Origin of the sequence: Marisediminicola sp. LYQ134, from assembly GCF_046599635.1 — a bacterium.
Classification (GTDB): Bacteria; Actinomycetota; Actinomycetes; order Actinomycetales; family Microbacteriaceae; genus Marisediminicola.
In genome coordinates, this window is the sequence record NZ_JBKIWP010000001.1 from 1295798 (window position 1) to 1321591 (window position 25794).

At 69.7% G+C, this 25794-nt stretch carries 23 protein-coding genes; 11 read left to right on the forward strand and 12 right to left on the reverse strand.

Annotated features, from left to right (window positions below; all coding sequences use genetic code 11):
- Positions 1-21: 21 nt before the first annotated feature.
- Positions 22-819 (forward strand): lysophospholipid acyltransferase family protein, encoded by a 798-nt coding sequence (locus ACLHIH_RS06230; protein WP_411315831.1) that lies wholly within the window; start codon positions 22-24, stop codon positions 817-819.
- Between the two features lie 28 nt (positions 820-847).
- On the opposite strand, the gene ACLHIH_RS06235 is transcribed toward ACLHIH_RS06230, so the two are convergent.
- The 3 genes from ACLHIH_RS06235 to ACLHIH_RS06245 are packed head-to-tail and all read right to left on the reverse strand — an operon-like array spanning position 848 to position 5446.
- Positions 848-2917, reverse strand: a complete 2070-nt coding sequence (locus ACLHIH_RS06235; protein ID WP_411315832.1) for a glycosyl hydrolase — start codon at positions 2915-2917, stop codon at positions 848-850.
- Between the two features lie 4 nt (positions 2918-2921).
- Positions 2922-3653: an HlyD family efflux transporter periplasmic adaptor subunit gene (locus ACLHIH_RS06240; protein WP_411315833.1), complete on the reverse strand. Its 732-nt coding sequence runs from the start codon at positions 3651-3653 to the stop codon at positions 2922-2924.
- Positions 3650-5446, reverse strand: coding sequence for a glycosyltransferase (locus ACLHIH_RS06245; protein ID WP_411315834.1), 1797 nt, complete (start codon positions 5444-5446; stop codon positions 3650-3652). Before ACLHIH_RS06245 ends, ACLHIH_RS06240 begins: the two co-directional genes overlap by 4 nt.
- A 370-nt stretch (positions 5447-5816) precedes the next feature.
- Here ACLHIH_RS06245 and ACLHIH_RS06250 point away from each other — a divergent pair, with 370 nt between their 5' ends.
- A complete protein-coding gene (locus tag ACLHIH_RS06250; RefSeq protein WP_411315835.1) occupies positions 5817-6986 on the forward strand; it encodes a MarP family serine protease in 1170 nt (389 codons plus the stop codon).
- Between the two features lie 90 nt (positions 6987-7076).
- Positions 7077-7637, forward strand: coding sequence for a hypothetical protein (locus ACLHIH_RS06255; RefSeq protein WP_411315836.1), 561 nt, complete (start codon positions 7077-7079; stop codon positions 7635-7637).
- Positions 7638-7703: 66 nt separating this feature from the next.
- Here ACLHIH_RS06255 and ACLHIH_RS06260 read toward each other — a convergent pair whose 3' ends face one another.
- From ACLHIH_RS06260 to ACLHIH_RS06270, 3 genes are all read right to left on the reverse strand, one after another.
- On the reverse strand, positions 7704-8591 hold the full coding sequence (locus tag ACLHIH_RS06260; protein ID WP_411315837.1) for a glycine betaine ABC transporter substrate-binding protein: 888 nt from the start codon (positions 8589-8591) through the stop codon (positions 7704-7706).
- A 112-nt stretch (positions 8592-8703) separates the two neighbouring features.
- Entirely contained in the window at positions 8704-9663 is a 960-nt protein-coding gene (locus tag ACLHIH_RS06265; RefSeq protein ID WP_411315838.1) for an ABC transporter permease, read from the reverse strand.
- On the reverse strand, positions 9660-10745 hold the full coding sequence (locus tag ACLHIH_RS06270; protein ID WP_411315839.1) for a quaternary amine ABC transporter ATP-binding protein: 1086 nt from the start codon (positions 10743-10745) through the stop codon (positions 9660-9662). Before ACLHIH_RS06270 ends, ACLHIH_RS06265 begins: the two co-directional genes overlap by 4 nt.
- Before the next feature lie 433 nt (positions 10746-11178).
- On the opposite strand from ACLHIH_RS06270, the gene ACLHIH_RS06275 reads away from it, so the two are divergent.
- Together ACLHIH_RS06275 and ACLHIH_RS06280 are read left to right on the forward strand one after the other, a co-directional pair.
- The gene (locus ACLHIH_RS06275; RefSeq protein WP_411315840.1) at positions 11179-11925 is read left to right on the forward strand and encodes an RNase H family protein; all 747 of its coding nucleotides are present in this window, start codon (positions 11179-11181) and stop codon (positions 11923-11925) included.
- Positions 11926-11989: 64 nt separating this feature from the next.
- Positions 11990-12832 (forward strand): SDR family oxidoreductase, encoded by an 843-nt coding sequence (locus ACLHIH_RS06280; RefSeq protein WP_411315841.1) that lies wholly within the window; start codon positions 11990-11992, stop codon positions 12830-12832.
- Positions 12833-12883: 51 nt separating this feature from the next.
- On the opposite strand, the gene ACLHIH_RS06285 is transcribed toward ACLHIH_RS06280, so the two are convergent.
- Both ACLHIH_RS06285 and ACLHIH_RS06290 read right to left on the reverse strand, forming a co-directional pair.
- Entirely contained in the window at positions 12884-13333 is a 450-nt protein-coding gene (locus ACLHIH_RS06285) for an SRPBCC family protein (RefSeq protein WP_411315842.1), read from the reverse strand.
- A gap of 1 nt (position 13334) precedes the next feature.
- Positions 13335-14783 carry a phytoene desaturase family protein gene (locus tag ACLHIH_RS06290; protein ID WP_411315843.1) on the reverse strand — a complete coding sequence of 483 codons (1449 nt, stop codon included), beginning with the start codon at positions 14781-14783 and terminating at the stop codon, positions 13335-13337.
- Between the two features lie 147 nt (positions 14784-14930).
- Between ACLHIH_RS06290 and ACLHIH_RS06295 the strand changes: the two genes are divergently transcribed.
- Genes ACLHIH_RS06295 through ACLHIH_RS06305 form a run of 3 tightly spaced genes read left to right on the forward strand, consistent with a single transcriptional unit; the run spans position 14931 to position 17307 of the window.
- Positions 14931-16007: a M4 family metallopeptidase gene (locus ACLHIH_RS06295; RefSeq protein ID WP_411315844.1), complete on the forward strand. Its 1077-nt coding sequence runs from the start codon at positions 14931-14933 to the stop codon at positions 16005-16007.
- 13 nt (positions 16008-16020) lie between these two features.
- Positions 16021-16374: a protealysin inhibitor emfourin gene (locus ACLHIH_RS06300; RefSeq protein ID WP_411315845.1), complete on the forward strand. Its 354-nt coding sequence runs from the start codon at positions 16021-16023 to the stop codon at positions 16372-16374.
- Positions 16375-16413: 39 nt separating this feature from the next.
- Positions 16414-17307, forward strand: coding sequence for an NYN domain-containing protein (locus tag ACLHIH_RS06305; RefSeq protein ID WP_411315846.1), 894 nt, complete (start codon positions 16414-16416; stop codon positions 17305-17307).
- Positions 17308-17566: 259 nt separating this feature from the next.
- Here ACLHIH_RS06305 and ACLHIH_RS06310 read toward each other — a convergent pair whose 3' ends face one another.
- On the reverse strand, positions 17567-18130 hold the full coding sequence (locus ACLHIH_RS06310; RefSeq protein ID WP_411315847.1) for an adenine phosphoribosyltransferase: 564 nt from the start codon (positions 18128-18130) through the stop codon (positions 17567-17569).
- Positions 18131-18443: 313 nt separating this feature from the next.
- On the opposite strand from ACLHIH_RS06310, the gene ACLHIH_RS06315 reads away from it, so the two are divergent.
- Both ACLHIH_RS06315 and ACLHIH_RS06320 read left to right on the forward strand, forming a co-directional pair.
- A complete protein-coding gene (locus ACLHIH_RS06315) occupies positions 18444-19022 on the forward strand; it encodes a helix-turn-helix domain-containing protein (protein ID WP_411315848.1) in 579 nt (192 codons plus the stop codon).
- Positions 19019-19912: an EamA family transporter gene (locus tag ACLHIH_RS06320; protein ID WP_411315849.1), complete on the forward strand. Its 894-nt coding sequence runs from the start codon at positions 19019-19021 to the stop codon at positions 19910-19912. Before ACLHIH_RS06315 ends, ACLHIH_RS06320 begins: the two co-directional genes overlap by 4 nt.
- A gap of 51 nt (positions 19913-19963) precedes the next feature.
- Here the strand turns inward: ACLHIH_RS06320 and ACLHIH_RS06325 are convergent, their stop codons facing one another.
- Positions 19964-21376: a PLP-dependent aminotransferase family protein gene (locus ACLHIH_RS06325; protein WP_411315850.1), complete on the reverse strand. Its 1413-nt coding sequence runs from the start codon at positions 21374-21376 to the stop codon at positions 19964-19966.
- Here ACLHIH_RS06325 and ACLHIH_RS06330 point away from each other — a divergent pair.
- Positions 21375-22313 (forward strand): DMT family transporter, encoded by a 939-nt coding sequence (locus ACLHIH_RS06330; protein ID WP_411315851.1) that lies wholly within the window; start codon positions 21375-21377, stop codon positions 22311-22313. The genes ACLHIH_RS06325 and ACLHIH_RS06330 overlap by 2 nt on opposite strands.
- Here ACLHIH_RS06330 and ACLHIH_RS06335 read toward each other — a convergent pair whose 3' ends face one another.
- On the reverse strand, positions 22314-23477 hold the full coding sequence (locus ACLHIH_RS06335) for an acyl-CoA dehydrogenase family protein (RefSeq protein WP_411315852.1): 1164 nt from the start codon (positions 23475-23477) through the stop codon (positions 22314-22316).
- Between the two features lie 18 nt (positions 23478-23495).
- Entirely contained in the window at positions 23496-25760 is a 2265-nt protein-coding gene (locus tag ACLHIH_RS06340) for a HelD family protein (RefSeq protein ID WP_411315853.1), read from the reverse strand.
- Positions 25761-25794: the final 34 nt, after the last annotated feature.

Consider the following 25794-nt stretch of genomic DNA (forward strand, 5'->3'; position numbering starts at 1 on the left):
GTGCGCCTCTACCCTGTCGTTATGACAGCCAGGACCACCGAGCCCCTCTACGACACCGCGATCCTCGCCGGGCGCGGTCTGTTCGGTTTCTGGCGTCTCAAGCCCCGCACGACGGGGGCGCACCACATCCCCGCAACGGGCGGCGCCGTCATCGCCATGACCCACTTCGGCTACCTCGAGTTCGCTCTCGTCGAGTGGACGACGTGGATGCATCGCAAGCGGCGCATCCGCTTCATGGCCAAGCAAGAGGTCTTCCACAAGCCCCTCGTCGGCACCGTCATGCGGGGAATGAGACACATCCCCGTCGACATGGCCGCGGGATCGTCGGCCTACACCGAAGCCGTTGCGGCACTGCGGCGCGGAGAACTCATCGGAGTCTTCCCCGAGGCCGGGGTGAGCGCATCCTTCACCGTGCGCGAATTCAAGACGGGCGCCGCGAGACTCGCCGCCGAGGCGGGCGTTCCGCTTCTACCCGTGGGCGTGTGGGGTGGCCACCGACTCCTCACGAAGAATCACCGGATCGGATTCCGCGAGCGATTCGGTGTGCCCGTGCACTTCGCGTTCGGTCGGCCGCTCACGGTGTCGCCGACCGACGACGCCAAGGCCGTCACGGCGACCCTGCGCGACACGATCGTCGCGCTCGTCGAGGGGTTGCAGGCCCGCTACCCCGTCGACGGCACCGGGCAGTGGTGGCAGCCGCGCCACCTCGGCGGAACCGCCCCCACTCCGGGCGAAGCGGCGGCAGCAGATGAGGCACGCCGCGTGCGACGGGAAGCAGAAGCGGCGGCTCGCGCCTCGCGAACCGCCGCGCGCCGCTGACACCGGAGGGCGCCCGAAGGCGTCCCGGTCAGGCTGCCGCGTGCGCCATGAGCCACGCGAGCATGTAGCTGCGGCTGTTCCCGTCGTCGATGCGGTCTTCGTGGAGTTCTCGCGACTCCTCGAGCGCACGCGACGCCGCCTCGGGCGAGGAGAGCGCGGAGTACATGAGCAGGTAATCGCCGAATGTCACGTCGAAGCCGTCGGGAGCCGCATCGGCGATGTTCGCGTCGATGCGCTCGGGGTCGCCGGCGAGGTAGTCGGCGACGGGGCTCATCGGCAGCACGAGGATGCCGAGCATCGCGCTCGGCTCGGCACTGAACCACGTGGCGTAGTCACGCTTGCCACCCCAGACGAGCGAGGTGATCGTGTGCTCGAAGCCCTCCATGATGGGGTCGTCGAGCGGGAAATCGGTCCAGTACGCCTTCGCCGAAGTCGCTTCGGCCGCGAGCATCCATCGCGCCTCGGTCTCGAGGTCTCCCTGGTCGCTCGCCGCCGCCCACAGGGCGAGGCCGTTCCACGCGGTGACCGCTTCGGAGCTCGACTCCTGGTTGTTGCCGTCGCCGAACGGGGAGGTGCCGCTCGCCCACGAGTGCCCGCCGTAGGAGTCGAAGTTGCGCTGCTCGGGGAAGTAGGTGCTCTCTCCCCGGGTGGCGAGGTCGGCGGCGAGGAGGTTCATCACGGGCGCCCAGCTCTCGACGAGCTCGGGGTCGTCGGCCGCGAGAACACCAGCGGTGTAGAGGAAGTACCCGTAGTGGAAGTGGTGGTCGTTGAACTCCTCCGAGCCAAAGGATGTCGCGAGCCCGACGATTCCGCGCGCCTCGGGGTCGTAGACGAAGCACCGGAGGTCGCGTTCGTCGCAGCGGTCGGGATCCATCCACTCCGACATCGTCGTGACGAGTCGGTCGCGCATTGTCGCCGCGGCGTCATCCGCCCCGACCTCCTCGGCGATCTGTAGGAGGTTGACCGCCCGATAGAGCGACTTGCCTCCGAAATAGGTGTCATCGGCGAACGTCTCGGTCTCGGCGATGTCGAGGGTGACCTGCTCGGCGAGGCGATCGCGATCCGCGTCGTCGAGCGCCGACAGATCGAGGGCACCACTCGGTTCGAGCGCGGGGCTCGACCAGGTGAGCGCATCGGTCGTGCACGCGGTCATGTCGCCGTAGATCGTCGAGTAGGTCGCCGACGAGCACGCGACCGAATCGGCGAGGCCTGCCTGCTGGTGCGGCAGGGCGGCCACGATCGTGGGTTCGCCGTCGGCAGTGGTGTAGGCGATGGTCGTCGAGACCTCGGTGTCGCTCGTCGTGTAATCGAGGGTCGTGCCTGTGACCGTGTGCGTCGCGGCGTCGGCGAAGTCGGCGAGTTCTGCTCCGTCGGCGAGGGCGAACCACGTGGCGGTCTCCCCCTCGGCGAGGGCGAGTCCTGTGCCGTCGGAGGAGAGTTCGGCGTCGCTCACGAGGCCGTAGGTCGTGCCGTCGATGACGGCGGTCGCCGCACCGTCGACCGACGAGGGGGTGAAGGCCGTGACGGTCGACACGTCGGCCGCCGAGAGCGCGGTGAAGCTCACGAACGGTGATCCCCGCGCGATCACCGTCTCGCCGACCGCGACGTCGTCGGCGAGGTGCGTGATCGTGACGGATGCCGTGTCGTAGGCCGAGACCTCTGCCGCGTCGGCCCCGACGCTGACTCCGATGTGGGCGACGTGACCGCCCATGATGACCTTGGGCGCCGTCGTGACGCGAGGCAGACCGAGGTCGAACCCGCCGTCGGTGAGTTGGAACGACAGCGGAGAGGGGAACACGGGCATCGAGTCGTCACCGAAGACGAGGCCCGAGAACCACCGGTTGGTCGGGGGAACGAGGCCCTCGGCGAGACGCGCAGACGGGAGGGGCTTGATCGTCTGCTGCGGGAGGGCCTCGACGAGCGGTCCGATCTCGTCGTCAGGGAAGATCGCGTCGACCGATGCGGCCGGCGCGGTGTCACCGTCGCCGGTCACCCCCACTGCCGAGCACCCGGTGAGGAGCGCGAGCAGAGCGACGACGGGAACGGCGAGTCGCGTGGTGGCACGGCGGGGCGCGAACGCCCGAGAGGTGGTCGGCACGGGGTCACAGCCCGATCTTGCGCATGAAGTCGAAGAACCCGTCGCCGACGCCCGCGAGCGGGCCGTCGTCGCGCAGGAGCAGCGTCGCCGACACGGGTGTTCCCCGGGTCATGAGGTTGTTGGCGGCGCCGTCGACGAGGCCCTCGCTCGACACCGTGACGGTCGTCTCGGCGAGACCGTCGGAGGTCTGCACGTCGATCGACTCCACCTGGCCCGAGATGCGCGACTGGTTGGGGAGCACGAGCTCGACGGCCGCGCCATCCTCGATGCGCGCGTAGTCGCGGCTCGAGAGCACGAAGTCGGCACTCACGAAGAGCGAACCCGTGCGGTCGATCGTCGCGAGGATCTGACCGGCCTGCACGAACGATCCGCGCTCGGCGGTGATGTCGCCGACGGTTCCGTCGACAGTCGCCGTGAGCGTCATGACGCCGTCGGGGGTCACGGCGTAGGCGACCGTCTCGGGTCGCAGGAGTCCCTCGGCGAGGTCGGCTTGCAGGGTCGGGCTCTGCACGCGGAAGAGCACATCACCCGCGGCGACGCGGTCACCCTCGGAGACCTCGCGATCGAGAACCGTTCCGCCGTAGTCGCTTCCGACCGGGTACCTCTCGGCTTCGATGGCCGCGGAGGCGCTCGTGACTTGAGCCTGCCGCTGATTGAAGATCACCGTCATCCCAGCGACGAGCACGAACACGACGACCGTGCCGAGGAACATTTTGAGGCGGTTTTTCCAGGTCATGAGGTCACCAGGTTTCGGGTAGAAGACGTTGTCGCGGCGGCGGGAGCGGCGCGGCGCGCCCTACTGCCTGCGGCGCGGAGGTGGCGGGCTTCACGCGCGGCGGCGACGACGAAGCTCCCCAGGATGATCGTGTTGGTGACGTTCCACGCTGTGGCGAGCGAGAGGAAGCCGTTGCCGAGGTCGCGCCATACGGCGACGACGGAGGTGAGCAGGAGGAAGACGAAGAACAGCACCTGCGGGATCATGAAGTTGAAGGGCGAACTCGCCTTCGACTTGTCTCCCGTGGCATTCCACTTCTGCTCCTTGCCCACGATGACGTTGATGAGCGCGGCGACGTAGATCGGGAACGACGCGGTCGCGAGCATGAGGGTCTCCCAGCGGAACGACCCCATCGTGTAGAACGCCAGAACGATCTGGAGCACGTAGAAGCCCGCGTAGTAGAGCATCCAGGTCACGACGGTCGTCGAGATGTTCATCGGCCGGAGGTCGAAGAAGATCTCCATGGGCGGCACGAGGAGCAGGAGCAGCGGGCAGATGCCCGTGAGGTAGAACGACGCCGTGACGACGTACTGGAGTCGCTGGTCGAGCGTGAGCTTGCGCTTCGGGCTCAGCGGGTTGTGGCGCAGCAGGATCTCGAAGCCCCCGGTCGCCCAGCGCAGCTGCTGCTTGGTGTACGCCTCGACGGTGTCGGGCGCATCGCCGACGGCGAGCGTCATGGGGATGAAAATCGTGCGCCAGCCACGCTCGTGGAGCATGAGCGACGTCCAGACGTCCTCCGACTTGGAGTCGGTGTACATGCCGCCGACCTCGTCGATCGCCGTGCGGCGGAAGATGACGTTGGTTCCGACACAGAACGCGGCGTTGAAGCGGTTTCGACCCGGCTGGATGAAGCGGTAGAACATCGCCTGCATGTAGCCGGCGCCCTTGGAGATGACGTTGTGGAGGTTGCCGTAGGTCTGCGGTGTCTGCACGAAGGCGACCTTGCGGTCGACGAAGAACGGAACGGTCTCGACGAGGAACTCGGGGTCGGGAACGAAATCGGCATCGAAGATGGCGAAGTAGTCGCCCTTGCTGATCGAGAGAGCGTGGTTGACGTTTCCGGCCTTCGCGCCGTTGCTGCTCAGCCGGCGCACGTAGCGCGCGCCGAGCTCGGCGGCGAGGTCCCGCACCTCGTCGGAGCGACCGTCGTCGAGCACCCACGTGGCGTGCTTGCCGCGCATCGCGAGTGCGGCCGTGACGGTGCGACGGATGACCGCCGGGTCTTCGCCGTAGGTCGTGATGAAGACATCCACCCCGATCTCGGCCTCGTCGAGGTAGAGCGCCCAGGTCTCGGGGTGCGAGCTCGCACGGTCGAGGGCGATGTCGCGATCGCGGAAGAGCGCACCCTTGGCGTAGTGGAACGCGAAATCGCGGGGGTCTTGCGACCCCGAGAGGATCGTCCACATCGACAGGAGCGCTTGGCCGATGAGCACGGTCTCGGCGACGATGACCATCGTGTATGGCAACCAGTCACCGCGGCTCGCGGGGTTGAGCAGGAAGTTGGCGTACGCGAGGATGCCGATGGTCGCCGCGAGGACGAGCATGACCATCGAGGGCGACTGTGCTCGCACGGCTTCACCCGCGGTGGGCACGCGGTCTGCCGGGGTCTCGCGAGTGGGGCGGGGTCGACTCACGTCGTCGCGGGCGAAACGCGTGAGCACGGTTCCGTCGGTCGACGGGTCGTCTGCGGTCGGAGACTCGACTTCGTCGGGAGACGGCGAACCTGATCGGGGTCGGGAATAGAGGGCAGTCATTGCGGGGGTCTCTTTCGGGGTGAAGAGGCGAGAACGGCGATCGCAGACAAAGCGGGGTAAGGGGGGTCGGCGATCGACGGGACTGTGTCGGGACGACAGCGGACGGGGTCGCACGCCGGAAACAACACAGCGACATCATTGGCGTCCGGAGCCTCGAGCAGACGGGTAAGTTTCTGCGCGCGGATCCATTTCGACGAGGGTCGACCACGCGTTCGGGATGAGGCGGGGTCTGTCGTCGAGCTAGGGTTGACGTCCACTGTAGCCGGGATAACACGAAAATGGGCGGTCGGGACATGTCCGTCGGGTAAATTCCGCCTGGGGGTTTCGTGTTCCGGCCCCCCGACGAACCGGGAGAACAGTGCCGCTCAGTGTGATTCTCGACGTGCTCCTCGTGCTCGTCCTCGTGTCGTTCCTCGTCTACGGCTATCGCAGTGGGCTCGTGCGGAGCGTCAGCGGCATCGTCGGCATCGTCGTCGGCGGGGCCCTCGCCTACGTCCTCGCGCCCCTCGCGGGCGCTCTCGTCGAATCGCCGGAATGGCGCGTCGTCGTGACCGTCGGGGCGTCCCTCCTCCTCATCGCGGCAGGGCTCACCGCGGGCGTGACCCTCGGGGACTCGATGCGCACGCGCGTCGCGCGCTCGCCGCTCCGTGGCGTCGACCGCCTCGTTGGCGCGGCCGCGAGCGTCGTCGCCGCCGCCCTCGTAACGTCGACGATCGCCTTCGGCATCGGAACCCTCGGCGTGCCCCTCCTCTCGCAGCCGATCGCGAACTCCCAGGTGTTGCGCGTCATCGGCCAATCGACCCCGGACGGCCTCACGCGGATGCTCGCGGCAGCGCGGTCGTTCGCCGTGCGGGAGTCGCTTCCGCAGATCGCCGATGCGTTCGCGGGGGCAGCACCGACCATCCCCGACGTCGAGACCGGGTCGCCCGAGCTCGACCGAGCCGCCGCGTCGATCGTTCGCATCACGGGCACCGCCTTCGCGTGTGGGCAGAACCAGTCGGGGTCGGGGTTCGTGGTCGCTCCCGATCGCATCGTCACGAACGCCCACGTCGTCGCGGGTGTCGACGAGCCCGTCGTCGAGACGCCGCGAGACGGCTCGAGAGTCGGGAGGGTCGTCTATTTCGACCCCGTCGACGACCTCGCGGTCATCGCGGTCGAGGGTCTCGACACGGCTGCCCTCGAGCTCGGCACACCGCTCACCGCGGGAGACACCGCGATCGTGGGCGGTTATCCCTTCGGGGGGCCGTTCAGCGCACACCCCGCCGAAGTGGCCGTCGTCGGCCCTCTCGTCGTCCCCGACATCTACGGCGAGTCCACGGCCGCTCGCGACGTCTACACCCTCGCCTCCGACGTGCAGCAGGGCGAATCGGGCGGGCCGGTGCTCGCGACGTCCGGTGACGCGGTCGGCATCGTCTTCGCGAAGGGCGCGACGACCGAGGGGGTGGGGTACGCGGCGACCCTCGTCGAGCTCGAACCCGTCGTGGTCGCGGCGACCGGGCTCACCGGCTCCGTCGCATCGGGAACCTGCGTGCGCGGCTGAGCTCGGCCCGACGGCGGCACCCGACTCCTGCTCGAATCGACAAGGGCAGACCGGGGGGTGTTAACTTGCAGCGACGAACAAGGAGTGAATGTGACCGATACCGCCACGCGAAACGCATCCGGATTTACTGAAGCAGACCTCGATCTGGGTGTGGAGTCGTTCGAGATCACGCCCGCTCTCGTCGCCGCGAACCTCTCGTTCGGCGGTGACCGCACCCTGACGCTTCCCGGCGAGATGGTGAGCGCCGTCGAGCGCATCTGGAACGACCGCGACTTCACCTGGCCCACCTCCATCACGCTCACGCGCGTGTCGGTGAACTCCGTCGACGGAGACGGCTCCGGGTCGGTGACGCGCGTGTCGATCCTCGGCACCGGGTGGTCGGAGACCTCGCCGGTGTCTCTCTACTGGGCGAACGCCGACGGCTTCCCCGCCGCGACGATCTCGCTTCCTGCGGTCAACGCCGCCGACGCCGGCTTCTTCGGCGCGACGATCACGCTCACGACGGTGCCGCGCGCCGCCGCCGACTTCTCGTGGGATGCCGCGAGCCAGCTCGTGCTCATCGCCGAGCAGCGCGACGAATCGGGAACGGTCGTGCGCCGCGCCGAACAGCGGGGCCTTCCGCCGCACATCGTCTACCACTGGGTGCGCTGACACGCTCCACGCAGACGAGAACCCCGCCGTGCACGCACGGCGGGGTTCTGTCGTTCAGGCGTCGATTCAGCTCGTGAGCGAGTCGACGTACTCCTGGTTGTCTTCGATCCACTGGTCGACGACGGGCTCGAAGTCGTCGCCCTCGTAGTCGACGAACATGGCGTCGACGAGCGAGTAGAGCGTGTCGGTGTCCATCTCGAAGTTCTCGAGCCAGCCCGCAGCGATCGGCGACGACTCGGGGAAGTCGGTGCTGCTGAAGGTGTGCAGGCTCTCGGTTCCGCCGAGGGCACCCTCGGGGTCTTCGAGGTTCTTGACCGGGAACTGCGCGTAGGCGCGGTGCGGCTCCCACAGGGTCACGACGATGTTCTCGCCGGCGTCGGTCGCCGCGGTCAGCTCACTGAGCATCGCGGGGGTCGACGAGGTGAGGAACTCCATGTCCTCGAGGCCGTATCCGGGGATGACCTCTTCTTCCATCGCCTCGGTCAGACCCGCGCCGGGCTCGATACCGACGATGCGGTTGCCGAAGAGGTCGGCGTTCTCGGCGAGCTCCGCGATCGAGTCGATCGGGGCGTCCTCGTTGACCGCGAGGGTCAGCTTGGAGTCTTCGTTCCACGCGCCGAGGTCGGTGATGTCGTCGCCGTACTCCTCGAGGTAGCTCTCGTGGGTGTTCGGCAGCCAGACATCCGTCGTGAAGTCGGAGTCACCGCTCGCGAGACCCGTGAAGACGGGGCCGGGGTCGGCGTATTCGAGCTCGACGTCGTAGCCTTCGTCTTCGAGGATGTTGGCCCACAGCCACGAGGTCGCGACGCCTTCATCCCAGCCGTTGAAGACGGCGATGGTGATGTCCATGTCTTCGCCGCCGTCGCCCGCGGTGTCGTCGGACGCGGTGCATCCGGTGAGGGCGAGGAGTCCGACCGCTGCTGCGGCGATCGATGTCTTGGTGAGGTTTCTCAAGGTGTCTTCCTTTCGTGCCACCGGGTGACGGTGACGGGGGGTTGACGGTTGGTGCGCGCAGAGTCGAGCGCGCGGTTCGCACGGATACGGATGCATCCGCGAGTGGAGGGGGTCAGCGCGGTGCTGACGCGCCGACGGGTTCGGCGGCACGGTCGGCAGCCGGGTCGGCGAGTGGTTCGGCGAGTGGTTCGACCGCGGACGTCGTTCGGCGGCCCTTGCCCGACGCGAGGATCCGCGTGAGGGGCGTATCGCCCTTGCCGAGTGCCGCGGTGAGTCGATCGAGGAAGATCGCGAGGATTACCACGGCCAGCCCGGCTTCGAACCCGAGGGCGATGTCGATGCGGTTGAGACTCGCGACGACGTCCTGCCCGAGCCCACCGGCCCCGACCATGCCGGCGATGACGACCATCGAGAGCGCGAGCATGATCACCTGGTTGATCCCGGCCATGATCGTCGGCATCGCGAGGGGCAACTGGATCTGCCGCAGGATGCGCCACGGCGAGGACCCGAAGGCCTGGCCCGCCTCGACGACCTCGCGGTCGACCCCGCGGATGCCGAGCTCGGTGAGCCTGACGCCGGGAGCCATCGCGAAGATGATCGTCGCGACGATGCCGGGGACGACACCGATGCGGAAGAGGATGAGGGCGGGGATGAGGTAGACGAACGCGGGCATCGTCTGCATGAAGTCGAGCACCGGCCGGATCACCCCGGAGGCGAACGACGACTTGGCCGCGAGGATTCCGAGCGGGATGCTGATGATGATCGCGATGGCACTCGCCACGAGGACGAGCGCGAGGGTGTCCATCGCGTTGTCCCACTGGTCGACCCCCACGATGAGCAGCAGGCCCACAGCGGTGCCCGCGGCGAACACCCACCCTCGGGTCAGGAGCGCGAGCACGGCGAGCACCGCGATGATGATCCAGAACGGCGGTTCGCCGAGCAGGTAGGCGACGGCGTCGAATGCACCCTCGAACACGACGCGGATGAAGTCGAAGAGGAACCCGAACGTGTCGGTGACGAAGTCGATGCCCGACTCGACCCACGAGCCCAGGGGGATGCGGAAGTCGTTCACCGGTCGGCTCCTTCGAGTTCGCTGGACTGCGGGGTGTGTGTCATCTCACGCGCGTCGGGCGTGACGTTGCCGAGGGCGGCGAGGAGGCCCACTCTCGAGACTGTGCCGAGCAACCGTCCGCCGTCGTCGCAGACCGAGATCGGGCGAGCGCTCGCGACCGACGGGTCGACGAGATCGACGAGGAGAGTGTCGGGCGAGACTCTCGGCCCCGGACCCGGTTCGACGCCGGAGGGAACAGGCTCCATGACGCTCGCGGCGGTGAGCACGCGAGCGCGATCGACGTCGCCGACGAACTGGGCGACGTAGTCGTTGGCCGGGTCGGTGAGGATCTCTTCGGGCGTGCCGATCTGCACGATGCGACCGTCGCGCATGACGGCGATGCGATCACCGAGGAACATCGCCTCGTTGAGGTCGTGGGTGATGAAGATGATGGTCTTGCCGAGGCTCGCCTGCAGCTCGACGAGCTGCTCTTGCATCTCGCGCCTGATGAGCGGGTCGAGCGCCGAGAACGCCTCGTCCATGAGGAGCACGTCGGTGTCGGCGGCGAGCGCGCGGGCCAGACCCACGCGCTGCTGCATCCCTCCCGACAACTGCTCGGGGAGCTTGTCCGCCCACCCGTCGAGGCCGACGAGGGTGATGATCGTGCGCGCCTTCGCGAGTCGCGCTTCGCGCGCCATCCCCTGCATCTCGAGCCCGTAGGCGACGTTGTCGATCACGGAGCGGTGCGGCAGCAGAGCGAAATGCTGGAAGACCATCGACACCTGGGTGCGCCGCACCTCGCGGAGTTTCTTGGCCGGCACTCCCGTGATGCGCGACGACCCGATGGTCACGGTTCCCGCCGTGGGCTCGAGCAAGCCGTTGAGCATGCGGATGAGCGTCGACTTGCCCGACCCGGAGAGCCCCATGACGACGAAGATCTCACCGGGCTGCACGTCGAAGCTCGCGTCGATCACCGCGGGGGTGCCGAGGTGCTCGACGGCGGAGCGGGGCTCGCCGGCGCGGAGGCGGGTGACGGCGTCGGAGGGACGTCGGCCGAAGACTTTGAACAGTCCTTCGGCGCGCAGGGCGGGGTGTGTGGTCACGGTGGTGTGCTCCGGAGTAGCGCCGTGACGACCGGTGTCGGTCGCGCGGAGACTCACTGGTGGCAGACGGGTAGGCCGTGATCGCTCTCCTGGCCACTCGGTGCTGAGCACGTCGAGAGCCAGAGGCCGGACCGATCGTGGGATCGCGTCCATCAGGGCCGCACCGTACGATCCGGCGAACCGTGGAGGTTCGAGCGGACCGCGTCCTTGGCGGGTGAGGTCGGTAAGACCTGACGAAAGCTTAGCGGGAGCACACCGTGGCGTTTCGCGTCAACCCCCTCTCTCGACGCCCTGTCGAGCTCTCGAGAGGCCTCGATGCCCGCCACGGCGGGGATCGAGTCGTTGCCTATTCGTTAGAGAAGCGCCCCGATCGGTGCGCCTCCCCGGCGGTGGGAGACTGGTCGTCGCCATTCCCCCTTTCGAAAGGTCTCTCGTGACGATCACCGCCGCCGCAGACGGTTCAGCACTCGGCAATCCCGGTCCGGCCGGGTGGGCGTGGTACGTCGACGACGGATGCTGGGGGGCCGGCGGGTGGAAGCACGCGACCAACAATCAGGGCGAGCTCAAGGCCGTGCTCGAGCTCTTCCGCGCGACGGCGCACGTCGACGACGACCTCCTCGTGCTGTGCGACAGCCAATACGTCATCAACTCGGTCACGAAGTGGATGACGGGCTGGAAGGCCAAGGGGTGGCGCAAGGGCGACGGCAAACCCGTGCTCAACCTCGAGCTCCTGAAGGAGCTCGACGCCGCTCTCGCGGGGCGCCGTTACCGTTTCGAGTGGGTCAAGGGTCACGCCAATCATCCGCTCAACGAGGCGGCGGACGAGCGGGCGCGAGGGGCAGCCGAAGCCTTTCAGCGCGGTCGGCTTCCCGACGCGGGACCCGGATTCACGGGTGCCGGGCTCACGGGTGCCGGGCGAGCGGGGGCGCCCGAGATCTCGCGTGACAGCGCGCCCGAGCCCGAGTTCGAACCCGCGGCCGCCGCACCCGCGGCCACCGCACCCGTGGCCACCGCGCCCGTGGCCGCGCCGGTGCAACCCGGGCTCTTCGATCTCGATGACGCCGAGACTCCCCCGGTCTCGCTCACCCTCGAACTCACGGCCGACGAGCACGCCAGGCTCGTGAGCCGCGCTCGCGAGCGCGGCGTGAGCATCGACGAGCTCGTGCGCGGCCTCATCTGACGCGGGCACGACCTGGGAGCGCAAGGGGGTTCCGCTCCCCTCGCGGCATCGATCTACTGGAAGCATGAAGAATCCCCTCGACCAGTACCCGCGCCCGCCGTTCCAGATCGTCGACGGCGAGCCCGACCCCACGCCCGATCACGGTGAAGACACCTACGTCGGGCGGGGCAGACTCGACGGCCGCAAAGTGCTCCTCACGGGAGGCAACTCCGGAATCGGTCGTGCCGCCGCCATCGCCATGGCCCGCGAGGGAGCGGATGTCGCGTTCACCTTCCACAGCGACCAGGCCGGTGCCGACGGCACCCTCGAGCAGATCGAGAAGGCCGGCCGCACGGGCCGTGCCATCAAGCTCGACGCGTCCGACGAGCAGGAGTGCTACGACGCCGTCGCCGAGACGGTCGCCGCGATCGGCGGGCTCGACACCCTCGTGATGGTCGCGGGCTACCAGAACAACGTCGACGACATCCTCGAGCTCGAGACCGGCCAGATCGAGAAGACCTTCGCGACGAACGTGTTCTCGCTCTTCTGGCTCTCGAAGGCCGCGCTCGCCCACATCCCCGCGGGCGGCACGATCATCACGACGAGCAGCATCCAGGCGGAGAAGCCTTCCCCCGACAAGCTCGACTACGCCGGCACGAAGGCCGCGATCGTCAACTTCACGAAGGGCCTCGCGCAGCAGCTCGCGCCGAAGGGGATCCGCGTCAACAGTGTCGCCCCGGGACCGTTCTGGACCAACCTCCAGCCCGACGCGGGAGACGACGAGCAATTGCGCGAGTTCGGCGCCCAGACTCCCTACGGTCGCCCGGGTCAGCCCGCCGAGATCGCTTCGACCTACGTCTACCTCGCGAGTGACGACGCGAGCTACACGACGGGCGCGACTATCCTCGTCGCGGGCGGCAGCATCTGACCGGTGCGGTGGATGGCGGGGTCGGGCAGCGCCCGACCCCGCCGCGCCATGTCACCCGGGGTGGCGGCCCGCGTAGCCCTCGGCGAGGTGCCCGAGGCGCTTGATCGCCTCGCCGTTGCGAAAGTGGATGATGATGTCGCGCACGAGCTTGGGCACGAGGAGCCCCGGGCCCTTCACGGCGTCCTCGTACATGCGCACGATGCATCCGTCGCCGCGAGGCTTGACGTCGATGGCGATGAGTGCCTCGCCGATGGGCCACCCTCGCGCGCGGAGTAGCGCGTGATGCGGGCGGTCCCACTCGACCGAGTAGCTCACGTCGTCGATGAGCACGGGCCACAGCCCGAACGAGTGCCTGATGCTCGTGCCCGGGTCGGGCCAGCGGTCGTCGATGTCGCGGATGCGGCTCGCGCCCACGACCCAGCTCGCGTAGAGCCACCCGTCGTCGAGCACACGGAAGACGTCGTCAGGCGAGCACTTCAGTTCGATGTAGTTCGCAGCCATGTCAGTTCTTTCCGAGTCGTGGTGGGGTGAGACCGAATTCCGCACGGAGGGCGCTTCGTGCGGCGTAGTAGCCGGCGAGGCCGTGCACGCCGGGGCCGGGCGGGCTCGACGACGAGCAGAGGTAGATGCCCGCGGCGGGGGTGCGCCACGGGTCGCGCGAGACGACGGGCCTCGCGATGAGCTGCCCGATGCTCGCGTCGCCGGCCGCGATGTCGCCGCCGATGTAGTTGGGGTTGTACTCCTGCATGCCCATCGCGCTCGACTGGTGCGAGGCGAGGATCGTGTCGCGGAACCCCGGGGCGAAGCGCTCGATCTGCGCGGTGACCGCCTCGGTCATGTCCCGCGTCGACCCGCGCGGAACGTGGGTGTAGGCCCACAGAACGTGCTTGCCCTCCGGCGCGCGGCTCGGGTCGAACGACGACGGCTGCGAGACGAGAACGTAGGGACTCGACGGATGACGGCCCGCCGCGACATCCGCTTCGCCCGCGGCGATCTCGGCCCGGTCTCCCCCCACGTGCACCGTTCCCGCGTCGCGCACGTGCTCGTTCGTCCACGGCACCGGCGCCGAGAGGGCGAAGTCGACTTTGGCCACGCCGTTGCCGTAGGTGAATCGCGCGAGGCGCGACCGATAGCGGTCGGGGAGTCGCGAGGCGGCGATGCGACTCATCGCCCTCGCGCTCGTGTCGAAGATGATCGCGCGCGACCGCGGCAGCTCGTCGACGTGGGTGACGTCGACCCCCGTGGTGATGCGACCGTCGTGGTCGATGAGGTCGAGAGCCATCGCGTCGATGATCGCCTGGCTCCCGCCGACGGGAACGGGCCAGCCTCTCGCGTGGCCGTGCGTCGCGAGCACGAGACCCGCGGCGGCGGTGGAGAGGGTCGGCATGGGCTTGATCGAGTGCGCGTTGACCCCGGCGAGCAGCGCGGGCGCCTCGAGTCCCCGGAAACGCAGGTTCCACGCCGCCGAACCCTGCTCGAGGACACGGAGACCGAACAGCGCGACAGTGAGGGGGTGCCTCGGCACCTGGAGGATGCTCGAGCCGCTGAACTGCGCGACCTCCTGCACCCGGTCGACGAGCGGGGCGAAGAGCGAGCGCCACGCTCCGCCGTCGACGCCGAGCCCCCGAGCGGTGCGCTCGAGGTCGTGCCACGCGAGACCCGCGCGCCCCGAATCGAGGGGGTGGGCGTAAGAGAGCTCGGGGGTGACGAGGTCGATGCGATCGACGAGGTCGAACTTCTGGAAGAACCCCGAGGCGAGGGCCATCGGATGCACCGCCGAGCCCCGATCGTGGCGGTAACCCGGCAGGGTGGCTTCGGTCGTTCGCGCTCCCCCGCCGATCGTCGCCGCTCGCTCGACGACGTGCACGGAGAGCCCGGCGCGTGCCATCGTCACGGCTGCCGCCATACCGTTGGGGCCCGATCCGACGACGGTCACATCTGGAGTGTCCATCGGCCCAGTCTGGCAGTCGACCGAGCACCCGGCCCGAAACTGCCCGCGGGCTTGACGCGGCGCACCTCGGCGCTCACCCGCGGGGCCCCGCGACCACTCGAGCGCGTCTCCGGGTGGGCTGTCGTCGGCTCGTGCGAGCATCGGGGCATGCGCCGCTTCATCGTTCCCCCCTACCTCCTCGTCCACTTGTCCGGCCTCCGTGCCTCGGGCCTCGACGACCCGACCCTCGCGCGCGCGATCGACGCGGCTCGCCACTCGCTCGCGATCGACACGCCCTTCCGCGAGACGAGGGAGTCGCCGGAGGGCGGGCGAGCACCGCGGCCCGGTGCCCGATCGCCCGGCGCCGAGAGGCCCGACCGCACGATCTCCGACGCTCAGAACGCCGAGACCCTCCCCGGCGTCGTCGTGCGTCGCGAGGGCGACTCCGAGACCGACGACGTCGCGGTGACCGAGGCCTACGACGGTTTCGGCCACACCCACGCGCTCTTCGCCGACGTGTTCGGGCGAGCATCCATCGACGACGCGGGCTTTCCCCTCGACGGCACCGTGCACTTCGGGCGCGACTACGACAACGCGTTCTGGGATGGCGAGCGCATGGTCTTCGGCGACGGCGACGGCATCGTGTTCCGCAGGTTCACCGCGTCGCTGAGCGTTATCGGCCACGAGCTCGCGCACGGCGTCATCGAGTTCACGGCGGGGCTCATCTATCGCGGGCAGTCCGGCGCTCTCAACGAGTCGATCGCCGACGTCTTCGGCGCGCTCGTCGAACAGCGCGTGCTCGGGCAGGATGCCGACGAGGCGAGCTGGCTCATCGGCGCCGGGCTCTTCACCGACCGGGTGCAGGGAGCGGCGCTGCGGTCGATGAGCGCGCCGGGTACGGCTTTCGACGACGACGTTCTCGGAACGGATCCGCAACCCGCCTCGATGGACGACTACATCGACACGACCGACGACAACGGAGGGGTGCACCTCAACTCGGGTATTCCGAACCGCGCATTCCATCTCGCGGCCACCGCGATCGGCGGTCCGGCATGGGAGGGCGCGGGGCGCATCTGGTACGACACCCTCACAGCGGGGTCGATCCGCGCCGACTGCACGTTCGCACAGTTCGCTTCCGCGACGACGGATGCCGCAGGCTCCCGATTCGGCTCGGGCTCGGCCGAGCACACGGCCGTCACCGCCGCGTGGCGCACCGTGGGGGTGGTCGCGGGGACCGACGCGTGACAGGCTGCTGATCGTGAAGATCACGGTCATCCGCACGGGAGGGTTCGCGGGCCTCGCGACCCGGTGGACGGTCGAGGTCGACGAACTGGTCGACCGCGACGAATGGTTCGCCCTCGTCGAGGCGTTGCCGTGGAGCGAGCGACCGGCGGAGCAGGACGGCGTCGATCGGTTCGTCTACCGCATCAGGGTCTCCCGGCGCCGCATCACGCTGCCCGAGACGCGCGTCGAAGGCCCGTGGCGCGAACTCGTGGATCGGGTGCGCGCGATCAGCGACCCCACCCCCGTGTCGCCCTCGCGCGATCGCCGACGGCCCGAGCCCGCGCCACCCGACCCCACGCCGCCCGGCGGCCTGAACCACGACGACTAACGCACCAGACTGGGTGCACCGCAACGGAAGGCACCACGAATGGCAGAAACCACTGATCCCCGCGTCGCCGTCTACATCGACTTCGACAACATCGTGATCTCCCGCTACGACCAGCGCAGCAAGCGCGGTCAGTTCCACACCGACAAGGCGCGCTCGTTCGATCCGGCGGCGAACCCCGATTCGGATGTCACCAAGCGACTCGAGAAGGCGACCGTCGACCTCGGGGCGATCCTCGATTTCGCGTCGTCGTTCGGCACGATCGCGATCAGCCGCGCCTACGCCGACTGGTCGGCGACCGTCAACGCGAGCTACCGGCGCCAACTCATCGAGCGCGCGGTGGACCTCGTGCAGCTCTTCCCGACGGTGGCCTCGATGAAGAACGGCGCAGACATCCGACTCGCCGTCGACGTGGTCGAAGACCTCTTCCGCTTGCCCGACCTCACCCACGTCGTGATCGTCGCGGGAGATTCCGACTACGTCGCGCTCGCTCAGCGCAGCAAGCAGCTCGGTCGCTACGTCGTGGGCATCGGCGTCGCCGGGTCGACGAGCAAGGCCCTCGGCTGGGCGTGCGACGAGTTCGCCGACTACGACGCCCTGCCCGGGGTGAACCCGGTGGTCGAAGAGCCCGAGCCGGCCGAACCCGCGACGCGGGAACCGCGGTCACGCAGCGGCAGACGATCGAAGCCGAAGAGCGCGCAAGACTCGGCCGCCGATCTCCTCGTGCGAGCCCTCGAGCTCGGGCGCGCCAAGACCGACGACGAGTGGCAGGCGAGCGGAACGACGAAGAATCAGATGCTGCGCATGGACCCGACCTTCCAGGAGCGGGCACTGGGGTACAAATCGTTCACGGAGTTCGTGCAGTCGCTCGACCCCATCGTCGAACTCGACGACGGGCACCCCTCGCGACGGATGAGGTTGCGCGCCGTGGAGTGACCAGCGCCGTGGAGTGAGTGCGCGCTGGAGCGAGGGGCGAGGCGGGCGCGAGGCCTCACCGCAGAAAAAGAGAGGGGCCGGAAACCCCCGTTCCCGGCCCCTCTTCGCGCGGCGTGGCGCTGTGATTCAGTCTTCCCCCCGGATGACTCGCAGACATCCCCCCGGACGCCTGCGTATGTCCATCATGGGGGGTGGGGCCGGGATCACCTATCCCCCAATTTGGGGGACGACGTACCCTCCTGTGCTCCCCTCCGCTGTCTCACAGAGTCGTGATGCTCGACACCGGGTAGCCGTCGAGCACCTCGCGGCCGCCGAGCCCGTCGATCTCGACGACGACGGCGATGCTCTCGACCTCGTATCCCGCGCGCTCGAGGAGCCGGACGGCGGCGAGGAGTGTCCCGCCCGTCGCGAGGACGTCGTCGAGCAGGCGCACGCGGGAACCGGCGGGCAGACGCCCGGGTTGCAGTTCGAGGCTCGCGCTGCCGTATTCGAGGTCGAAGGTCTCGGCGAGCAGTTCGCCGGGGAGTTTGCCCGGCTTGCGCAAGGCGAGGAGCCCCGCGCCGACCTTGTAGGCCGTAGCAGCCGCGAGCAGGAAGCCGCGCGCTTCGACTCCGGCGATGGCGTCGACGCGCGCGATCGGCTCGGATGCCGGGTCCCCGACTGACGGTGCGGACACACCGTCGCTCAGTTCGTCGATCACCGCGGCGAAGGCGGCGGCGCTCGCGAACACCGGGGTGAGGTCGCGGAAGAGCACACCGGCCGAGGGGAAGTCGTGGTGGGCCTCGGTGAGGTCGTGAACGAAGCGGCGAGCAGAGGTGGTCATCGGGCAACGCTAACCGACGCGGCGAGACACACCCGGTCACCGGGGGGCCGGCACGAGCGATTCGGCCCGCGACCGAGACCGGGACCGGGACCGAACCGTTTCGCCGAGGACTCCGAATACCTCTCAACACCACGGAGCGGAACCGACCCGAAGGGCTCCGACTCGTGTCGCCCGGGGGGTGCGAGCGTGTTGGGGGGCAGGTCTTGCGGCACCGGAGAACCACTCGGTGCCGCAAGACCTCGCACACCGGCTGGGCGAGCCCCCGATCGCTCGACGTTCACGCGCTGCACTAACAGTGCACTATCGTGCACTCATGGATGACGGAAACGACGCGCTCGCTCGAGCCATCGGCGATCGCGTTCGCGATGCCCGCACGACCAGGAGACTCACGCTCGATCAGGTGGCGGCCTCCGCCGGAGTCAGTCGCCGGATGCTCGTCAACGTCGAGCAGGGCAGCGCCAACCCGAGCATCGGAACACTCCTGCGGCTCGCCGGCGCACTCGGGGTGGGTCTGCCCGCTCTCGTCGAACCTCCTCGCGCCGAGACGCTCTCCGTCGTGCGCGACGGCGACGCGCCGACGCTGTGGAGCACCCCCGCGGGAGGCTACGGGCGCCTCGTCGCGTCGGCCGGCAGCCACGACGTCACCGAGCTGTGGGAGTGGATGCTCGCGCCCGGAGACGTTCGCGAGAGCGACAGCCACTCCCCCGGGACTCGGGAGCTCATCCACGTGCTCGAGGGCTCGATCACGGTCACCGCAGACGGCCGACGGGTGACGCTCGCCGCGGGCGACGCCGTCGCGTTCCCCGGCGACGTGCCGCACGCCTACGCCAACCCGAACGGGGAGCGCGCTCTCTTCTCCCTCGCGGTGTCCGACCCCGGGGCGCCGTCGTGACGCGCGGCGCGGCGGTCTCCCGCGCGATTCCGCCGTGGGCCCTCGCGATCGCCGCGATCTCGTCGGTGCAGCTCGGGTCCGCCCTCTCGGTCGGCGTCATCGACGCCGTCGGACCGGCCGGAACGGCCTGGTTGCGGCTGAGCATCGGGGCGCTCGTCTTCATCGCGATCGTGCGGCCGTCGTTCGCCTCCCTCCGACGGCGCGACATGCCCGCCATCCTCGCGCTCGGGGTCACGACGGGGCTCGTCACGATCGCCTTCCTCTCTGCCATCGACCGCATCCCGCTCGGCACCGCGGTCGCCATCGAATTCCTCGGGCCCCTCGCCGTCGCCGCGATCCGCGCGCAGAGCAAGGTCGCCCTCGTGTTCCCCGCCGTGGCTCTCGCGGGGGTCGTTCTCGTCACCGAACCCTGGCACGGGCGCGTCGACCTCCTGGGTGTCGGGTTCGCGGCGCTCGCGGCACTCGGGTGGGCCGGATACATCCTGCTCACGCAACGCGTGGGCGACAGTTTCACGGGCATCAGCGCCCTCGCCCTCACCGTGCCGGTCGCGGCCGCGACCGCCGGGATCCTCGGGGTTCCTCAGTCGATCGGGCACATCACCGTCGAGGTGCTCCTCGCCGCGGCAGGGTTGGCACTCCTCCTCCCCGTGATCCCGTTCGCGCTCGAGATGATCGCCTTGCGACGGATGACGGCCACGGCCTTCGGCACGCTCATGGCCCTCGAACCCGCCGTCGGCGTGCTCCTCGGCTTTCTCATCCTCCAGCAGACCCTCACGATCACACAGGGCCTCGGGATCGCGCTCGTCGTCGCCGCGGGAGCCGCGGCCCAGCGGACCGGGCGCCGGGAGCCCGCCGATCCGCCCCTCCCGCGGCCGGAAGTCGTCGACTAGCGCGGAGCGGGCGGGCGCGGAGCACGCCGGCGTGGAGCACGCGAGCGTGAGTCAGCGCGCGTGGGCGGCGAGAACGTCGCGGATCACCGAGGTGGCGTCGTCGAAGCGCGCGGGGTCGGACGCCGCGTAGTTGAGACGGATGTGCGGTGCCGACGGTTCGGCGGGAAACCACTCGGTGCCCGGGGCGACGACCACTCCTCGCCCACGACACTCGACGGCGAGCTGGTCGACGTCGGTGCCGTCGGGCAGCCGCACCCAGAGGTTGAAGCCGCCGACCGGGCGCCGTTCGACGTGCGCCGCCGGGATCGTGTCGAGCACGCTCCCCAGGAGGGCTTCGCGGCGGTCGGCGAGCTTCGCGCGCACCGATCGCCCGTGCGCGCGCCACGCGGGTTGCGTGATGACGTCGAGCGCGGCGGTCTGCAGCACCGCGCTCACATACATCGAGTCTGAGGCGCGGTCGGCGAGGATGCGGTCGCGCGCGGGGCCGCGCGCGATGATCGCCGCGACACGCACGGCGGGAGAAACGCTCTTCGTCAGCGACCGCACGTAGATGACGCGACCCGCGTCGTCGTGCGCCACGAGAGGGCGGGATTCCGCGTCGATGCCGAGATCGTGGGCCCAGTCATCCTCGATCACGAACGCGCCCCGCTGCGTCACGACGTCGAGCACCGCCGTCGCGCGCTCCGCGGTCCACTGGCCCCCTGTCGGGTTGGCGAAGTTCGGTTGCGCGTAGAACGCTCGGGCACCCGTGAGGTCGAGGGCGCGAGCGACGGCGTCGGGGTCGGGACCGTCGGGGCCCGTCGCGACGGGCACGAGGACGACCCCGGCCTGCCGCGCGGCGAGGATGGCTCCCCAGTAGGTCGGCGACTCGACGAGAAGGGGACGACCGACGCCGACGACCGATCGGAAGATCGAGCTGAGCCCGCTCTGACTGCCGCCGACGATGAGCACGTCGCGCTCCGTCGGCGCTCCGAGCCCCGCGGGGGTGACGCTCGCGACTTCGTGAGCGAACCACGCCCGGAGTTCGGGGAGGCCTGCCGCGGGCGACCGCTCGAGCGCGTTCGGCGCTCGAGCGGCGCGCGCGAGCGCCTGGCGCACGAGTCTCTCCGGGAGCAGCTCGCGCGAGGGGTACCCCGAGTGCAGCGCGATGGAGTCGGGGGCGGGGGTCGTCTGGGTCGACGAGACCGAGGTGCCGCGGTGTTCGGATGCCGGAAGGGCACTCGTCTGCCAGCCGTAGTCGGCGGGGCGCCGTGCCCTCACCACGCGAACGAAGGTGCCCACCCCCGGCTGGCTCTCGACGAGACCGCGCCCCGCGAGGTCGCTCATGACTCTCTGCACCGTCACGGGGCTCGCCCCGTATCGCGCCACGAGAGCGCGATTGGACGGCACGCGCGCCCCCGGCGCCGCGGCCGCGACCCAACGGGTGAGGTCGGCGGTGATGCGCTCGGTGCTATCGTGGCCCATGTCAGGACACAGTAGCGTTACACCTTATATGCCGCGAGTGTTCTCTTCGCGATCCGGGGTGCTCTGGGGGCTCGCAGGCGTCACCGCGTTCTCCTTCACGGTTCCGTTCACGCGCGTCGCCGTGGAGACGATGTCGCCGCTCTTCATCGGGTCGGGCCGCGCGGTCATCGCCGCGGTGCTCGCGGCCGCGGCTCTCGCGCTCACGCGCCAATCGAGACCCTCGCCGAGGCAGTGGGTCAGGCTCGCCATCGTCGCGAGTGGAGTCGTCGTCGGGTTCCCCCTCCTGACATCGTTTGCTCTCGTCTCGTCGTCGGCCAACCACGGAGCGGTCGTCATCGGGGTGCTGCCCGCCGCGACCGCAGCGCTCGCCGTTCTGCGCGGGGGAGAACATCCCTCCCGCTCGTTCTGGGTCTTCGCCGCGCTCGGCGCCGTCGCGGCGATCACCTTCGCGTCGATGCAGGGTGGCGGGCTCGGGCACGCCTCGTGGTCCGACCTCGCGCTCGTCGCCGCCGTGCTCGCCGCCGCGATCGGCTACGCGGAGGGCGGCCTCCTCGCTCGCGAGCTCGGCGCGTGGCAGACGGTGTCGTGGGCACTCGTGCTCGCGGCGCCTCTCACGACCGCGCTCACGGCCGTCTCGATCGTCGTCGAGCCCCCGACGGGAGGCGCCGCGGAGTGGCTCTCGTTCGGTTACCTCGCTGTCGTGAGCATGTTTCTGGGGTTCTTCGCGTGGTACCGCGGACTGGCTATCGGGCCGATGGCGCACGTGAGCCAGGTGCAGCTCGCGCAACCCGTGCTGAGCATCGTGTGGGCCGCCGCCATCCTGCGCGAGCACATCACCGTGCCGACCCTGCTCGGCGGGGCGGCCGTCATCCTCTTCGCCGGGCTCGCCGTGCGGGTGCGAGCGGGTTCCCCTGCCCGCCCGCGCGCCGCTGCATGATCAGGTCGGTGGGGGTCCGAGCACCGCGGTCGCGACGGTCGAGAGGGCCGCGTCGTCGTTGCTCGGGTGGAAGCCGCCGGCGAGAACGTCGCGATAGAGCCGGGACAATTCGTGGTCCGACGCGAACGCCGCTCCCCCGGCGACCGTGATCGCCTCGCCGACGACGGCGCGAGCGGCCGTCGTCGCGGCGAGCTTGAGGCCGACGAGAGCGCGGAACCACTGGTCACCGTGATCGGCAGACGACTCGACGGCGCGCGCGAGAGACTCGAGTCTCGGCCGCACCGCATCGATCTCGAGAGCGGCGACCGCGACCCTCCGCCGCGTCGCCGGATCGGCGTCTTTCGAGAGACCCGAGCGAGCGGAGACGCGGGACCGCGCGGCGAGCACGGCGAGGTCGAGCGCTCGCTCGGCGATGCCGACGTAGACGGCCGAGACGAGGATCTCGAAGTTCTGGAAGATCGCGACGACGAGCGGGTCGGCACTCGGGCCCGCGTCGAGGCGCCGGTGCACGCGCGAGGGTTCGGCTCGTGCCCTCTCGAGCCTCGTCGTATGACTCTGGGTCGCGCGCATCCCCACGGTGTCCCAGTCTGCGAGCGAGACGATGCGTTCGTCGTCCCGCTCGAGAACGGCGTGCACGAGCTTCGGGGCGTCGGGCGAGACCGAGTCGAGGCCGAAGGTCGCGAGTCTCGTGAACACGGGCGAGAGGCTCGTGAAGATCTTGGTACCCGTGAACGCGTAGGCGCCGTCGGGCATCGGCTCGGCCACGGTCGTGCTGCCGAAGAGGGAGAGATCGTTGCCCGCCTCGCTGATGGCGAACGCGAAGATCTCCCCGGCACCGGCGTCGCGCAGCACGAACTCGAGCGAGGGGTCGCCGGCATCCCACAGTGTGCGCGCGACACCCGTCCAGATGAGGTGCATGCCCACGGCGAGCGCCGTCGCGGGCGCGGCCCCCGCGAGCGCCGCTTGCGATCGCACGACGTCGGTCAGGCTCAGCCCGAGACCGCCGAATCCGGCGGGAACGAGGGCGCGGAGATACCCCGCACCGGCGAGATCGGCGAGGTCGTCGTGCGGAAAGGTGTTGTCGCGATCGTGCGCCGCCGCGCGCGACCGGATGCGGTCGAGCAGGTCGGGCGAGAGCGGGTCGGGCGAACGGGGGTCGGGCATCGCCCCAGTCTCGCACCGCTACCCGAGAGGCTCGATGCCCTCCGGGAGCGCCCCGGCCGACACGAGGGTGAGCCTCTGGGTCGGCCTCGTCATCGCGACGTAGAGGGCACCGGCTCCCCGATCGGTGTCGCGCATGATCGCGTCGGGGTCGACGACGACGACCGCATCGAACTCGAGGCCCTTCGCGTCGTGGGGCCCGAGCACCGCGATGTCTGTGAGCAGACCGGCCGGCCCGCGACCGACCGCGTCGCCGAACACCTCGCGGAGGCGCTCAGCGGTCGCGGCGACGGCATCCGTCGTCGTGATGACCGCGAGTGTTCCCACCGTCGTGATGGCGCGATCGTGTTCGACGGCTTCGACGACGTCGTCGGACACGCGGATGGGCCACTCGCTGCCGCGCACCGCTGTCGACGGCGTCACGGGCAGGCCGTGCGCGATGGCCATGCGCTCGGCGACCGCGCTGATCTGGCTCGGCGTGCGGTAGTTGACGGTGAGCTCCTCGAGGCGCCAGCGGTGCGCCCCGGCCTTGCCCCCGGTGAGACTCGCGAGGGCGTCGTCCCACGAACCGGATGCCGCCGCCGACGACGCTTGCGCGATGTCGCCGACGATCGTGAACGAGCGCAGGGGGCACCGACGCAAGAGCACGCGCCACTGCATGGGCGAGAGCTCCTGGGCTTCGTCGACGACGATGTGCCCGTATGTCCACGAGCGGTCGGCGGCGGCACGCTCGGCGGTCGTGCCGCGCTGGGCGACCTCGGCGAAGCTGTCGGCGAGGCTCTCGGCGTTGACGAGGCCCTGCACGTCCATGTTCTCGATCGCGCGCTCGGCGTTCTCGACGTCGCGCTTGCGCTGCTGTTTCGCCTCGCGCTTCTGCGCCGCGTCGGCGTCGTCGTAGGTGCCGAGGAGTTCGGCAGCCTCGTCGAGCAGGGGGACGTCCGACACGGTGAACGGCGCGTCGCGATCGCGGCGCAGCAGGGCACGGCGCTCGTCGGTCCACCCCGGGGTCAGCTCGGCGAGCCACGCGGGCCGCGCGAAGAGGTCGCGCACGAGCTTCTCGGGCGTGAGCGGCAACCACGCGGTGTTCAGGGCCACGCGCACGTCGTAGGAGGTGCGCAGGTCTTCGCGCAGCATCGGGTGGTCGGACTCGTCGACCGAGTTGCCCTGCGCCCGCAGCTGATCGGCCCACTGGCGGGTGAGCGCCCCGAGAGCGTTCTTCACGAAGGTCACGCGCGCCTGGTTGTAGGGCTTGCGCGACTGCGCCGCGCGCTGGATCGCCGACTGGATGAGAGACGGGTCGAGCACGAGCCTGTCTCCGCTCACCTCGAGCTCCTGCGGCGCCGCGGGCACGCGTTGACGCGACGCCACGGCACGCGAGAGCACGGCGGCCATGTCGGCCGAGCCTTTCACCGCGGCGACGTCGGGCGAGTCATCCGCGGTCGCCTCGATTCCCGGGAAGAGCCCGCCGACGCTCGAGAGCACGACCCCGGTCTCGCCGAGCGACGGGAGCACCGACTCGATGTACTGCAGGAACGACGCCGAGGGCCCGACGATGAGCACCCCCGAGTTCTTCAGGCGATCGCGGTGCGAGTAGAGCAGGTAGGCGGCGCGGTGCAGCGCGACGGCGGTCTTGCCCGTGCCCGGGCCGCCCTGCACGACGAGCACCCCTTGCAGTTCGGAGCGGATGATGCGGTCCTGCTCGGCTTGGATCGTCGCGACGATGTCGGACATCCGCCCCGTCCGCTCGGCGGTCAGAGCCGAGAGCAGCGCTCCCTCGCCCTGCAACTCGACTCCGCCCTCGCGGAGCAGCTCGGGGTCGAAGACCTCGTCTTCGATGCGCACGATGTCGCGCCCCGACGAGATGAGGTGCCGCCGCGCTCGTGCGCCGAGGGGGTTGGCCGCGGTCGCCTGGTAGAAGGCGCTCGCCTGGGGAACGCGCCAGTCGAGGAGCAGCGGGCGGAGGTCGGCGTCGCGCAGACCGAGGCGGCCGATGTAGCGCACGAGGGAGCCGTTCGAGGAGCGCTCGGGGTCGCCGCCGACATCCGCTCCGCCGTCGAGCTCGAGTCGCCCGAACGCGAGCCGCTCGTTGACCTCGCGCAACTGCACGATGCGGTCTTCGTAGATGCGGGCGAAGGCGTCGCGCTCCGACCTGCTCTGGTGCCCGCCGCCCACGTCTTGCCTACGCACGAGGGTGAGCTGATCGATCGCCTCGCGCTGCAGCTCGTCGAGGCGCGCGTAGAGTCCCGCGACATACTGACGCTCGCGCTCGAGTTCGGTCTCCGCCACGTTTCACACCCCTTGTTTCCGGCACACGAGCTTA